The organism is Erysipelothrix sp. HDW6C, from assembly GCF_011299615.1.
Classification (GTDB): Bacteria; Bacillota_I; Bacilli_A; order Erysipelotrichales; family Erysipelotrichaceae; genus Erysipelothrix.
In genome coordinates this window covers 952,472-966,187 of record NZ_CP049861.1, presented here as the reverse complement: position 1 = coordinate 966,187, position 13,716 = coordinate 952,472, and the positions used below count along the sequence as shown (strand labels likewise).

At 38.3% G+C, this 13,716-nt stretch carries 12 protein-coding genes; 3 read left to right on the top strand and 9 right to left on the bottom strand.

From position 1 onward, the window contains the following. Positions 1-5 precede the first annotated feature (5 nt). A complete protein-coding gene (locus G7062_RS04330) occupies positions 6-857 on the bottom strand; it encodes a MurR/RpiR family transcriptional regulator (RefSeq protein ID WP_166064705.1) in 852 nt (283 codons plus the stop codon). 200 nt (positions 858-1,057) lie between these two features. On the opposite strand from G7062_RS04330, the gene G7062_RS04325 reads away from it, so the two are divergent. Beyond that, positions 1,058-1,534, top strand: a complete 477-nt coding sequence (locus tag G7062_RS04325; protein ID WP_166064704.1) for a PTS glucose transporter subunit IIA — start codon at positions 1,058-1,060, stop codon at positions 1,532-1,534. 27 nt (positions 1,535-1,561) lie between these two features. On the opposite strand, the gene G7062_RS04320 is transcribed toward G7062_RS04325, so the two are convergent. Continuing rightward, a complete protein-coding gene (locus tag G7062_RS04320; protein WP_166064703.1) occupies positions 1,562-1,918 on the bottom strand; it encodes a DUF2200 domain-containing protein in 357 nt (118 codons plus the stop codon). 146 nt (positions 1,919-2,064) lie between these two features. Here G7062_RS04320 and G7062_RS04315 point away from each other — a divergent pair, with 146 nt between their 5' ends. Continuing rightward, positions 2,065-3,144, top strand: a complete 1,080-nt coding sequence (locus tag G7062_RS04315; protein WP_166064702.1) for a hypothetical protein — start codon at positions 2,065-2,067, stop codon at positions 3,142-3,144. Positions 3,145-3,176: 32 nt separating this feature from the next. Here G7062_RS04315 and G7062_RS04310 read toward each other — a convergent pair whose 3' ends face one another. The 6 genes from G7062_RS04310 to G7062_RS04285 all read right to left on the bottom strand — a co-directional run bounded on the left by G7062_RS04310 (position 3,177) and on the right by G7062_RS04285 (position 12,064). Next, positions 3,177-5,006 (bottom strand): ABC transporter ATP-binding protein, encoded by a 1,830-nt coding sequence (locus G7062_RS04310; RefSeq protein ID WP_166064701.1) that lies wholly within the window; start codon positions 5,004-5,006, stop codon positions 3,177-3,179. A gap of 2 nt (positions 5,007-5,008) precedes the next feature. Beyond that, complete coding sequence (locus G7062_RS04305; protein ID WP_166064700.1) at positions 5,009-6,745, bottom strand: ABC transporter ATP-binding protein; 1,737 nt, start codon at positions 6,743-6,745, stop codon at positions 5,009-5,011. A gap of 184 nt (positions 6,746-6,929) precedes the next feature. After that, positions 6,930-8,345 (bottom strand): glycoside hydrolase family 1 protein, encoded by a 1,416-nt coding sequence (locus tag G7062_RS04300; RefSeq protein WP_166064699.1) that lies wholly within the window; start codon positions 8,343-8,345, stop codon positions 6,930-6,932. 12 nt (positions 8,346-8,357) lie between these two features. Next, positions 8,358-10,265 carry a beta-glucoside-specific PTS transporter subunit IIABC gene (locus G7062_RS04295; protein WP_166064698.1) on the bottom strand — a complete coding sequence of 636 codons (1,908 nt, stop codon included), beginning with the start codon at positions 10,263-10,265 and terminating at the stop codon, positions 8,358-8,360. Between the two features lie 131 nt (positions 10,266-10,396). After that, on the bottom strand, positions 10,397-11,239 hold the full coding sequence (gene licT, locus G7062_RS04290) for a BglG family transcription antiterminator LicT (RefSeq protein WP_166064697.1): 843 nt from the start codon (positions 11,237-11,239) through the stop codon (positions 10,397-10,399). 195 nt (positions 11,240-11,434) lie between these two features. After that, on the bottom strand, positions 11,435-12,064 hold the full coding sequence (locus tag G7062_RS04285; protein WP_205700150.1) for a YitT family protein: 630 nt from the start codon (positions 12,062-12,064) through the stop codon (positions 11,435-11,437). An 80-nt stretch (positions 12,065-12,144) separates the two neighbouring features. On the opposite strand from G7062_RS04285, the gene yeiL reads away from it, so the two are divergent. Then, positions 12,145-12,804: a transcriptional regulator YeiL gene (gene yeiL / locus G7062_RS04280; protein WP_166064696.1), complete on the top strand. Its 660-nt coding sequence runs from the start codon at positions 12,145-12,147 to the stop codon at positions 12,802-12,804. Here the strand turns inward: yeiL and G7062_RS04275 are convergent. Continuing rightward, entirely contained in the window at positions 12,779-13,609 is an 831-nt protein-coding gene (locus tag G7062_RS04275; RefSeq protein ID WP_166064695.1) for a VanW family protein, read from the bottom strand. The two genes, yeiL and G7062_RS04275, sit on opposite strands and share 26 nt — an antisense overlap. Positions 13,610-13,716: the final 107 nt, after the last annotated feature.

Sequence of the window (13,716 nt, the reverse complement as noted above, 5' to 3'; positions counted from 1 at the left end):
TACGCTCATTCTTTTTCTTTAGGATTCATTTTTTTGTAAGATGATCGCTTGAACTTGATATTCTGGTTATATTTGCGAATGAAATACGCTGAATATAACATGTCAAAAAGATAAAGTATCGACAGTCGGGTCACATAGGAAGATATCTTATCACTATGATCTTCAAATGAAGAGAGCGTAAGGACATGATCAGCAAGTGTCGAAAGACGATTTGTATGTTTTGATGTTAATAGGACCGTCGTCACGTTATTTGCTTTTAATATATCCATGACCGCCTGCATCGTTGTACTTCTTCCACCAAACGACACAACGATTGCGACCTCTTGGTCGTTACTGTTTGCAGCTCGCAAACGTTGCATGTAGTCTTCGGTGAAGACATGAACATTAACACCAATTTCTAACATCTGGAATTTGAAATTTTCCGCAAGATATACATTAGCAGACGCTGCATAAATGCTTATTTCTTGAGCATGTATCAGTGCATCTGTAATTGCTTCAAGTGCTATTGAATCTATCATATCACTGGTATTTTGGATTGTGCGTTGATAAAGCGTACGCATGTTTTGATTCATCGCATCGATCGACTGATTGGCCAAAAGTGGATAATCAAAATCTTCGATGATAGCCTCATGTTTAATATCCAAAAGATGTGCAGTAATAACATCTTGTAAATCACTCACACCGTTTAGTTCAAGTTTATCAACCAAACGATATACTGTCGATAGTGATACAAAAGCCTTGTCAGCAATTTCCTTAGGCTTTAAGGTTAAGAACCGTTGTGGGTTCTCCAAGATAAAATCAATGAGTTCTTGCTCACTTGTCGTTACATTGGGAAGTGACGCGATGCGCTTCATCATATCCATAGTCTCTCCTTGTGTGATTCGTATCACTATTTATCTTATTATATCATTTACTATTACGGCACAACATTAAATCTACGATGATCTCTTTCATATATTTACGTCAATACCTGTGTCATGACCTACAATATTTGCAATGTATATGTTAAACTAATATTAGAGTTTTTATACTAGCATTTGTTTTTACGGAGGGAAAAATGGGATTATTCAGTCGCAATAAGAAGTCAATCGATCATCAAATCAATGCATTTACAAGTGGAACCGTTATACCACTCAAAGATGTACCGGATCAAGTTTTTGCCCAAGGTTATATGGGTGAAGGCGTTGCCATTGAGCCAACAGATAATAATATTTATGCGCCGTGTGATGGGGTATTAACCGTCGTATTTCCCACTGGGCATGCCTACGGTATCAGTCGCGAGGATGGCGTAGAACTTTTGGTACATTTGGGGATTGATACTGTGGAATTAAATGGACAAGGATTTACGGTTCTCGTTAAAAAAGGAGATAAAGTTAAGCGTGGTGATAAACTCGCTATTGTTGATTGGGACTTTATCAAGTCTCAAGGAAAATCAACAATCAGTCCACTCATTGTGACATCGGGTCAGGCAATCACAATTACAGACATTCCTCAGATTACCCCAACTATTGACGACTTTATCAAGATCATCTAAACAAACCCACTTCTCACGTAGTGGGTTTTATGTTACTCGGAGAATTTTCTCCATTGATTTTCCTTTGGCAAGTTCATCAATCAGCTTATCAAGATAACGGATTTTCTGCATTAATGGGTCTTCAATTTCCTCGACTCGATAACCGCAAATCATACCTTTAATTAGACCTACATTATCATTTAGCTGCGGCATATCAGCAAAGAATGTCTTAATGCTTACTTCTTGAGACAGTTGTTGTCGTAACATCGTTTCATCATAGCCCGTAAGCCAATAAATTATTTCGTCAACCTCTTGTTGTGTTCGACCTTTGCGTTGCGCCTTCGCAATATAATGAGGATAGACGCTTGCAAAGGATTGACCAAATATACGTGGTTCCTTTTCCATAATATCACGCTCTTTTCTAATCTAATTGTAGCATGTACACTCTTATTTGTGATAATTAACAACCAAATTATGAGATTCATGTGGTGTTTTCTTCCATTATTCTTATTGTGATATAATTGTTACAGAATAAATATGGAGGTAATCGTATGAAAGTTGCAGTTATTGGAAGCTCATTGAAGCCGTTTGAACGCAGGGTACCCATTCACCCATCATTTCTCGAATCGATGAATGATGATGTCTTACGCAACCTCGTTTTTGAAACAGGTTATGGGAATCAATTTGGATATACTGATGAAAAACTAACAGAATATACTGGAAATCGTTGCCTGAGTCGTGATATCTTGATCGCAAACAGCGATAAGGTTGTGATGACAAAACCTGTTTTGGATGATATTAAGCAAATGAAAGATGGGGCAACACTGTTTGGATGGATTCATTCTGTTCAAAACAAAGACATTGTCGACATCGGAATTGAAAAGAAACTCACCTATGTTGCATGGGAAAATATGTATTATGAAACCAAACGTGGGCGCGTTCACCTCTTTCAAACGAATAACGAATTGGCTGGATACTGTGCAGTCGAGCATGCGCTCGATATTCAGGGCACCGATGGTTACTATGGACCTCAGAAAAAAGTTAAGATAATGAGTTTTGGGTCTGTAAGTCGTGGGGCAATTCATGCTCTAAGAAGTAAGGGGTTTAATGATATTGAGGTTTACAGTTGGCGACCAACTCACCTAATCGCAGATCGCATTCACGCGATTACGTATTCACAACTCTATTTTGATGGGGATCATGTTTTACGTGTCGATGTTCCTGGAAAGCCACGGTTGGTTGACGAGTTTGCTCAATCCGATATCATTTTAAATGGGATCTTGCAAAACCCGATTAAACCTGTAATGTTTATGACCGATGCGGACGTTCTTCTATTTAAGAAGCCGTGTCTCATTATCGACGTTAGTTGTGATGAGGGTATGGGTTTCCCTTTTGCAAAACCAACTGACTTTGCAAATCCAACATTTCAATGTGGTAACATAACCTATTATGGGGTTGATCATACACCATCATTATTGTGGGATAGTGCATCCTATCAGATATCAAAAGGACTCATTCCCTATATGTACCAATTTATTTTTGATAACTATGGTGATGTATTGGAGAAGGCTGTTGATTTGCGCAATGGAAAAATCAAGAATATTCGCATTAACGAGTTTCAAAATCGTTAGAAAAAATGCTGCGTCCTAAGACACAGCATTTTTTATGCATTTACAAATTGACTGTTGTAGAGGTCCGCATACATACCTTCTTTTTCAATTAGTTGATCGTGATTACCGGATTCAACAACATTCCCTTTATCCATAACAAGGATTAAGTCAGCATTTCGAATGGTTGACAATCTGTGTGCAATAACGAAACTCGTGCGGCCTTCCATTATTTCATCCAACGCCTTTTGAATCTTAATTTCAGTAATCGTATCAATATTAGATGTCGCCTCATCAAGAATCAGGAGTGGTGGGTTGGTAAGCGCAGTTCGTGCAATGGTAAGCAATTGTTGTTGTCCTTGTGACACAATGCTCGCGTCGGACGATATAAGGGTATCGTAGCCTTGTGGTAGCATCTCGATAAACTCATGGCATTGTGCAAGTTTCGCCGCAGCAATAACTTCCTCGCGACTTGCATCTTTTTTCCCATATGCAATATTATCCGCTACCGTTCCTTCAAAGAGCCATGTATCCTGCAGGACCATACCAAATAAACTGCGAACATCTTTTTTGGTCATATCCTTGATATTGATGTTATCAAATAGAATTTCACCCTTATTCACCTCATAAAAACGCATGAGAAGATTAATGAGTGTTGTTTTACCTGCTCCTGTTGGACCAACAACCGCGACCATTTGTTTTGGTTTGGCTGTAAAATTCACGGAGTTCATAATTGGTTGATCATAGATGTACCCAAATGAGACATCATTGAATTCAACACGGCCTTCAACAACTTCAGGAAATTGTGGATTGCTTACATCTGGAACTTCTTCATCCATATCAATTATTTCGTAAACACGTTCGATGGATGACAAAGATGCTTGAAAAGAGTTGATAATGAAAGATGCTTCTGTTATCGGCTCAGAAACTTGTGAGACATATTGTAAATACGCCTGAACTACACCGACCGACATTGATCCGCGAATAGCAAGTAGCCCCCCAAATACCGCACTTACGATAAAGGCAATTTGGTTCAAGAACCGAACAGCGGGATAAATGGCATAGTTCATGAACATTGCTTTTAAGTGTGCTTTATCATGTGCCTCATTTGCAGCAATAACACGATCAATTGAATCCTCTTGCTGATTAAAGACTTTTATGAGCATGTTACCTGTAAACATCTCTTCGACAATACTATTGAAGACACCCAGTGTTGCGAAGTTTTCCATAAATGAATCTTGACTCTTGCGCGATATTACCATCGTCACGTAGGTACTTACAGCAATGAGTACTAAGACAATGAGCGTTAATTGCGCACTCATCCACATCATGAGTCCCAAGCCAATAACAATATTAAAGAATGACGATAAGAATTGATTGAAACCAACAACCAATATTTCCGCAATACGTTCAATATCAACTGCATTGCGACTTAATATTTCCCCAACTTTAACATCGTCGTAGAAACGCAGTGGCAATCGCACCATTTTATCGGTAATCATTTTACGCAAATGAGATCCTGAATCCTCACTGACGTATGCCATCATTCGTTCTTGTATGAAGGAAACAACAAATGATAATGACGAAACAATTAGTAAAGCGATGATTGGGTTCATTATTACGGAAATAACATCATCAATCGTAAAGTTACCAATTCCGAATTGATCTATCAATGCGATAACATGGTCAATTGCCTCTCCCATATACCAAGGAATTAATGTATAGAGAATACTCCCTGTAATCGCCATTGCAATAACAATCAACACACGAACTTTATTCTGCATCAATAAGTTTATAAACAACTTCATGGCGCGTTTTGTATCTTGTGGTTTATCGGATACACCCGGTGTCTCTACCTTACGTGCTTTTCTTTTGAATTTGAACATGTCTAAACCTCCTCAACTAAGATATGTTGCGAACGGGCAAAGTCACGATACACTTCGCTATTTACTAAGAGGTCTTCATGTTTACCCTCAGCAATAATCCGTCCCTTATCCATTACAATAATGTTATCAGCGTGCATAATCGAACTTACACGTTGGGCAATAATAAGAATTGCCTTATCGCTAAATTCTTCACGCAATGCTTTTCGTAACTTTGCATCGGTTTTATAATCTAAAGCCGAGAAGCTATCATCAAAAATATACAAATCACTGGGTTTACTTAATGCTCGAGCAATACTAATGCGTTGTTTTTGCCCCCCAGAGAAGTTCATTCCACCACGTGCTACAACGGCATCATATCCCGATTCAAGACCCGAGATGAAATCGTGAGCTTGTGCGGTGTTTGCAGCTGCCATCATGGCATTATCAGACAAACTTGGGTCATGGAATTTAATATTTTCGCGTACAGTCCCACTAAATAAAAATGCTTTTTGTGGAACATAGCTGATGTAATCGCGTAAATGTTCTTGCGATAGATCACGGATATCTTTATCCGCAAATTTTATGGAACCTGAACTCACATCTAATAACCGCATCATCATCTTCGCAACCGTACTTTTACCAGAACCTGTTGCACCGATAATCGCTGTAGTTTCGCCAACTTTACATGAAAAGTTAATATCGTGGACGGCGTAGTTTTCGCCTCCGTCATAATCAAACGAAACATTATCAAACACAATAACATTGTCTTTGACATCGTCAATGCGAACTTGTTGGTGAGACTTTAAATCTTGAATACTTGGATTAATATCTAAGATATCTTGAATTCGCAGCAAGGCAGCATAAGCTCTTGGTAGCATTACCACAACCAATGCCGCCATGACTAATGTAAGAACCGCAAGCGTTGTATATTCAATGACTGCAGTGACTTCACCGATTGGCATACTGCCCGATGGTACATGGATTAAACCAAACCAAAGTATGGCAACCATTGAAAATCCCAATACGGAATATGCGATTGGTGTAAGAAATGCAAATAAACGGTTAATCTTAATCATATTATCTGCATAATCATCAAATGTCTTGTCGGTACGTTCTTGTTCATATTTCGAGTTATCAAAGGCTCGAATAATACGAACACCGATAAATGACTCGCGTAAAACAAGCATCATTTTATCTAAGTACTTCTGAATAGATTTTAAATAAGGGAACGATAAGATGGTCACAAGGACTGCGACTCCCATAAAAATGCTCACTGTCCCAAGCGCAATCCATCCCATTTCTGCTGATACCATGAATGACATGACAACACATACAATTCCAATAAAGGGTCCTGGCAAAATCATTTGGAACGTCATCACAACAACTTGTTGAATATTCACAACATCAGAGGTGATTCGTGAGACCAACGCAGAAACTCCATACTCTTCAGCATCTTTATATGAAAGTGTTTGTACTTTATTGAACACGGTCATACGTAAGTCTGAGCCAAACTTTGTGGAAATAACAGAGGAATAGTAACTGCACGCAACTGCAACAATAACGCCAATTATGGATGCAATTACCATTTCGACCCCCAATTGCATGACGATATCAAAACGCCCCTGAACAATACCATCATCCACGATATGTGCGACAAGGTACGGTATGTATAGAATAGTTATAAATTGGACAAGCAAGAGCACCAGTGTTCCCCCTACCAATAGTTTATTCTTTCGTATAAATTCATTAATTAACTTCATCATCTTCTCCTTTGCATCATACTCAAAAAAAAGGACGACCAATGTGCTTCTTCGTTTTGCCTACGAAGCACATGAATCGTCCCAAGATCATCCGGCGATGATCATTAGCGTATTTTGCTCAACAGATAATATCACATTAGATTTTCTAATGCAAGATTTCATCGATTACATTATTTAATAAAGGCTATGAATCCAAATCTTGTCCTTGTGTTGCAATGACTTTTTTGTACCAGTAAAAGGACTTTTTACGTTTACGTTCAAGTGTTCCTTTGCCATTATTGTCTTTGTCAACATAGATAAAACCATAACGCTTTTTCATTTCACCCGTTCCCGCAGAAACAAGATCAATGGGTCCCCACATTGTATAACCAATCAAATTGACACCGTCTTCGAGCGCATCACCCATTGCCTGAATGTGTTGTCGCATATAGTCAATTCGATATTCATCATTGATTGTTCCGTCAGGCTCAATGATATCTTCTGCACCAAATCCATTCTCAACAACCATCAATGGAATGTTGTAGCGATCGTACAGTTTATTTAAGGTATAGCGAAGTCCAATTGGATCAATCTGCCAGCCCCAATCACTGCTCTTTAGATAAGGGTTTTTTACGCCACCCATTAGATTACCCATTGTTAGTTCCTTATTTTGATCGGTACTGACACAGTTTGTCATGTAATAGGAGAACGTATAGAAATCGACCGTCCCTTGCTTTAACACGTGTGCATCGGAACTTTCCATTTTAATTTTGACACCATGATCTTCCATGTGTTTTTTTGCAAAATACGGATACTCTCCAAATACTTGCACATCGCCTGCAACATTATTGATAATGTTATCCAACTGTTGTTGTCGAAGAACATCTGCAGGATTCGGTGTCAACGGATAGAATGTAAGATGGGCAATCATATTTCCAATCATGAAATCAGGATTGATTTTATGTCCTTCGATCACAGTTTGCGCGCTGGCAAGAAATACATGGTGAAGTGCCTGAAGTCGTTCTTGTGGATTGTCTTCGTCCATAATCATCCCAAGTACGGAAAGTGAACCGTGAGGCATCATTGCAAAATTCACTTCATTGAATGTTAGCCAATATTTGACTTTGTCTTTATATCGACTCATTACAGTCGTTGTATAGCGTACAAACAAGTCAATCACACGACGGTCACTAAACCCATTGTACCGTGTCACAATTCCCATCGGAACCTCAAAGTGACTCAATGTCACCAAGGGTTGAATACCATTTTTAATGCATTCATCGAAGAGTTCATCATAGAATTGTAGTCCTGCTTCGTTTGGTTCATCATCATCTCCATTGGGAAAAATACGCGACCAAGCAATGGATAGACGATACACTTTAAAGCCCATTTCGCCAAACAAGGCAATGTCTTCTTTCATGTGATGATAATGATCAATCGCTTCGTGACTGGGATAATACTGATCTTCTTGAATTGGATTGTCAAAGATCCGGGGTTGATTCAATCCGCCCCCTCGTTTATGATCTTGCATACTTGGTCCTTTACCGTCAACATTCCACGCACCCTCACATTGATTCGCAGCTGTTGCCCCACCCCATAAAAACGTATCTTTAAACTTCATATGGATCTCCTTCTACAAGATTGTGCGAATAAGCACACTTCCTTGTTTGATGTCTTTCTCATCTGTTGGAACAATGTCCAAATAGTCTTCTTTATTAGTAACAATAATTGGTGTTTCCAAATTGTACCCTGCGTCTGTAATGGCTTTGAGGTCAAATGTAATCAGTGTTTGACCTTTCTTCACTTTATCACCTTGTGCAACGTGTGCTTCATAGTATTGCCCCTCAAGTTGAACCGTATCAAGACCAATATGAATCAATAAATCCATACCTTTATCTGAAGTTAGACCAATCGCATGCTTTGTTGGAAAAAGAGCAGTAACTGTGCCATCAAAGGGAGCAACAATTTTTCCTTCACTTGGTTTAATCGCGATTCCCTCACCCAATGTTCCCGTCGCAAATGCTTCATCTTTCACCGATTTAAGAGGCATTGCTTCTCCAGTTACTGGTGAGTACACTTCCTCGACGGCTACTACACTTTTCTTAGCAGGTTGGTCTGCTGATTCAACATAATCATCCTTCCAAAAGAAGAGTGTTAAGAAGAATCCTATTGATGCAGCAACAAGGACAGCTACAAGAGCTTTTATTGCACCACTTGCATCACCATTGTTAATATAGTTAAAGACTCCGAAAATCCCAAGCCCCCCTGTTTGGTATGCAATTAGATCAAAGGCCATCATAATCGCACCACCCACTCCAGCACCAATAAGTGAGAAGATGAATGGTTTTTTCTTGGGAAGCGTTAAGCCATAGATTGCAGGCTCTGTTATTCCCATGATTCCAGATATAAATGCGGGTATCGCTAAACTCTTAAGTTTTTTATCCTTCAATTTGAAGAACATTGCTAAAACAACTGCTGTTTGCGCAAACGACGCTGTAAATGCAGGTACAAGTACCTGAGACACTCCAAATTGCGCAATTTGAATGTACATAAGCGGAACAACCGACCAATGCAATCCAAAGATAACCAACACTTGCCAAACCGTTCCTAAGATAAGTCCGTAAAGAATTGGATTAAAACCAAGAAGTGCTGAGAAACCAGCTTGTAATATATTTGTAAGTACTGAGATGATTGGTCCAATAACAATGAAACCAACCGGAACTGAAATGACTAACACAAAGAATGGAACAAAGAAGTTTTGTACCATCTCTGGGATAACACGTTTCGATACTTTTTGAACCTGTGCAGCAAATGCGGTAATGAAGATTACCGGAACAACGCTGCTCGTGTAATTATTTGCAATGATCGGAATGAATCCAAACAATTTCATGTATACATTGCTCTCAAACATTGTTCCTGCAAACAGAAGTTCTGGTGTGCGTCCCGCTATTTCAAATGCCCCTTTTAAGGCATTTAACTGTAAAGTCGGCGCACATAATGCCATACCAATCGCCATACCAACGATGGGATTCAGTTTGAATTTCTTCGCAGACGTATACCCAATTACAATTGGCATAAAGAAGAAGATTGCATCACCAATTTGAAAGAGCAATATATATGTGTCACTCGTCGTTGTGAGCCAATTAATAGATACCAAGAGCGCAAGCACCCCTTTTATCATCCCACTCGCTGCCATAACGCCAAGGAATGGTTGGAAGCAACCACTAATGATATCCAATAACTTATTGAATATGCCCTTTGGTCCCGCATCATCCTCAGAGGTTTCAGTTGAAAGCCCTGCGACATTCATAACATCTTCATAGACTAACGGAACGTGGTTCCCTATTACAACTTGATACTGTCCGCCACTTTTCATTATTGTGACAACACCATCCATGTTCTTTAGCACCTCGTCATTTGCCTTACTCTCGTCTTTCAATCGGAAGCGAAGGCGTGTAATACAGTGTGCAAGCGAAATGATGTTGTCTTTTCCACCCACATTCTGCACTATTTCTTTTGCAAGTATCTCATACTTTCCCATAATGTATTTCCTCCATTTTTCTATTATTATGTGAAAACTGAAGGTTTGGCCAACTTAATGTCACCATCCATTAATTCAAATATATACAGCAACTCATGACTTCTCGGCATCACCCCTTTCGATTGATTTTGCTATTGAGTCTTATAGATTACACGCTCAATATGAATCGTTAAATAAACCATCTCTTCATCCGATAAACCATAATTATAACGTTTCTCAATAAACTCACCAATTTTTACAGTGCACTGATATGAATTTATGTATTTATTGCGAATAACAAAAAGTAAATCTTCTTCATTACCGCCCGTATAGGTATTCTTTCCAATCAAACGTTGTGCAAAGAATTTCAGATGTGTAATAAATCGATAATAGTAAACACTGTCTTCATCAAATTCAATCTGGAATTCATACCTCACAATATTTGTGATTTCTTGCATGATTTTCGTGATTTGGTACATATCTTGGATACTCTTATCGTCCAATTCTGCATTCACGATATGTAAAGCTATGAACCCTGCCTCATCGTCCAAAAGACGAATTCCAAATCGTTCCTCTATCATATCAAGGGCATGCAATCCTACTTTATACTCCTCACAATAAAAGCGGCGAATATCCCACAGAAGTGCATTTTTTATATTAATGCCATCTTGTGCACGAAGAATTGAGGTATATATATGATCAACTAAACTGATATAAATCATCTCGTTAAGATTTTTATTAAGATGCGATTTGGCATAAGAAACGACCTCCTCAGCAAGTTGAATGTGATCCAGTGGGATATCCACAATCAGTTCCTGAAACTTCGTTGATGCATCTTGATTCGTGAGCGTAAAAACCTTATCTATTATCGCATCTTCTATTTCTTCCCCAACACGCCGTTGATACGCTAATCCCCTCCCCATTACAATTTGCTCATTGCCCATATCATCTTTTACAATTACAACATTGTTATTGAGTATTTTTTCAATCCTCATAGTGTCACCCCTGTATTTACTGAACAAATAAATAAGAAAAACCTACGCAAAAAACAACAATTGTTGTGCGTAGGTTTAGCTTGTTTATGACAATCACTATCCTGTATATGTCAATACTAGCATACGATTTGATGTAAAGCAAGCGCTTTCTTATGGTTTTCTTATAGAGCTGTTAAATACACTATAAATCATGATTTATGACATTTTCAGGTCTAAATTACGCTTTTCATACATACGCTTGGTTGTTCCAATCGTCAAGGAAAGAGCGACAAGGCTGATGAGTGTACCTTCGCGCACATAAACGGGCGAGTGAGTGACAAACGAGATAAGTAGCGAACACGACACCGAAAAGACATCAACCCCGTAACGCAGCCTCGTGAACGGTATATTATACCTCTCAGCCAATACGTTACATAGACTTTCAATTGGAAAAGAAAGATACCCTAGATTTAAGACCATCCCAGTGCCAAACCCAGCAATTATCGTTCCAGATAAAAATACAAGTAATGCCAAAGCATAATGGGTAATTTGAATATTTCTAAATACAATGTATGTGAAAAAGTTTATAACCTGTCCCAACATAAGCACACTTCCTGACTGCATCAAGTATTTTCTCAAATAACGACCTTTCGTCAGTATTATGTAGCCGATCAAAAATAATCCATTCACCATCATTGTCATAGTACCAATCTTTATATTTGTAAGATTCGCCAAACTCAAATTTAATGAGTTAAAACTACTTACCCCTATATTTGCCAATATTGTTAAGCTAATTCCAAAGCCACTCATCATATAAAATACCAGTGCTACAATTAATTTTCGCATTTGCATTCCATCCTTAATACTTGTAATTTATCATAGTAAGTCAGATAATTATATGAGATATCTCACATAAGGAGAAAAACATGAAGAATAACCACGAAGATTCATCCACCACATCCCCATTGCAAACTATTAGAGCACTCCAATCAAACAAAAAACTTACAAATGTTCACGTCAAAGATTTTGAACGCGGGACGTTCATTACCCATCTTGCAAAACCAAATAATAACCTTTACATTTTACTGAAGGGTAGTGCGAAAATATACAAACACCATGAAAATGGTAAACGCGCAATTTTGCACTTTATTCAAGAGGGTGAATACATTGGCGAACTTGGACTCCTCAGCGTGGAGACACAAACAAAAGACGTTGTTGCCCAACGTCAGTGTTCTTGCCTTGTCATTCCATTCGAAAGTAACAAAGATGTCTTGATGAATGATATTCTATTTTTAAAGTCGCTTAGTACCTATCTTGCACAAAAATTATTGAGTCGAACTGATCGTCTAAGTGAGGAACTAAATTACCCACTCATAAAACGATTTTCACGGTTCATACTAACAACCGAACATGAAAATCTTTATGAAGAAAAACATGTGGAAGTAGCGGAGTATCTAAATGTAAGTTATCGACACCTGCTCTATACACTCCAACAATTATGTGCAAAAGGAATCGTTGTAAAAGAGGGTTCTAATTACAGAATTCTCAATCGGAAACAACTTATGAAACTTGCGGATTATTTCTAACTGGTTGTGGAATCAAATCATAATCATACATGACACGGGCATTATTCGTTTTAATGAGCGTCTTCTCCAGTTCAACACCTGTTAGTTTGTCATTGCAAACTCTATATATCTTATTCCTGCGGAATACATTGTCATCTTCTTTAATAAAATACTCATCTTCACATCGGATATGATACTTCATAGGTAACTGTGATGAACACAGCAGTTCCCCATTCAGATAGGTATCATCTGTCCATACATTAAGTTGATAAGTGTCTTCTGTGTTATTTGTGAACCGATAGTCCAAATAATTATAAATTATGGATGAACCAACACCAAAAGGCACTTGTCGCTTATAATCAGGAAACAAATCAAAACGATCGTGAGAGTGATACTCCGATATCGTCAGCGGTGTATGTAAGATAATCCAATGAATGAGATTTGTAAACTGACACATACCGCCACCCAATCCTTGAGTAACTTTGTTGCCGGCAATGGTTACACCTTCAAGATACCCATTTCGAAGTGTCTGCGGACCAACAAGACTCCAAAACGAGAATGTTTCACCGGGTCGAATTAGGATTCCAGTTATCTTAGGTGCGGCAATTCCAAGGTTAACTTTTTTGTTCTCTTGAAGTTTTAGATTTGTATTGCCGAGCTTACGCATGATAAGCGATTTATGTGTGTAGATTCGATATGGGAGATCCGTGTCCGATTTTTTCTTGGCTATCTTGTTCCCACTAAAAGCATTCTTAATTGAGCGTTTCATAATATGGCCACGGACTGCTATTTTAAATGTTAACGGTGAAATACTTGAAAATTTCATATTTTCTCCTACCTTGATACGCTATGTTTTCAACAAATGCAAAATTATGTACTAATACAAATATACACAAGAATCAAGGTAATTACTAGTTTACAAAATTTAGAGAG

Bases quoted from the DNA above. Each gene is read 5' to 3' on its own strand.
- licT (WP_166064697.1), bottom strand. From the start codon at position 11,239: ATGAGGATTGAAAAAATACTCAATAACAATGTTGTAATTGTAAAAGAT.
- G7062_RS04330 (WP_166064705.1), bottom strand. From the start codon at position 857: ATGATGAAGCGCATCGCGTCACTTCCCAATGTAACGACAAGTGAGCAA.
- G7062_RS04295 (WP_166064698.1), bottom strand. From the start codon at position 10,265: ATGGGAAAGTATGAGATACTTGCAAAAGAAATAGTGCAGAATGTGGGT.
- G7062_RS04285 (WP_205700150.1), bottom strand. From the start codon at position 12,064: ATGCGAAAATTAATTGTAGCACTGGTATTTTATATGATGAGTGGCTTT.
- G7062_RS04275 (WP_166064695.1), bottom strand. From the start codon at position 13,609: ATGAAATTTTCAAGTATTTCACCGTTAACATTTAAAATAGCAGTCCGT.
- G7062_RS04300 (WP_166064699.1), bottom strand. From the start codon at position 8,345: ATGAAGTTTAAAGATACGTTTTTATGGGGTGGGGCAACAGCTGCGAAT.
- G7062_RS04325 (WP_166064704.1), top strand. From the start codon at position 1,058: ATGGGATTATTCAGTCGCAATAAGAAGTCAATCGATCATCAAATCAAT.
- G7062_RS04315 (WP_166064702.1), top strand. From the start codon at position 2,065: ATGAAAGTTGCAGTTATTGGAAGCTCATTGAAGCCGTTTGAACGCAGG.
- G7062_RS04320 (WP_166064703.1), bottom strand. From the start codon at position 1,918: ATGGAAAAGGAACCACGTATATTTGGTCAATCCTTTGCAAGCGTCTAT.
- G7062_RS04310 (WP_166064701.1), bottom strand. From the start codon at position 5,006: ATGTTCAAATTCAAAAGAAAAGCACGTAAGGTAGAGACACCGGGTGTA.
- G7062_RS04305 (WP_166064700.1), bottom strand. From the start codon at position 6,745: ATGAAGTTAATTAATGAATTTATACGAAAGAATAAACTATTGGTAGGG.
- yeiL (WP_166064696.1), top strand. From the start codon at position 12,145: ATGAAGAATAACCACGAAGATTCATCCACCACATCCCCATTGCAAACT.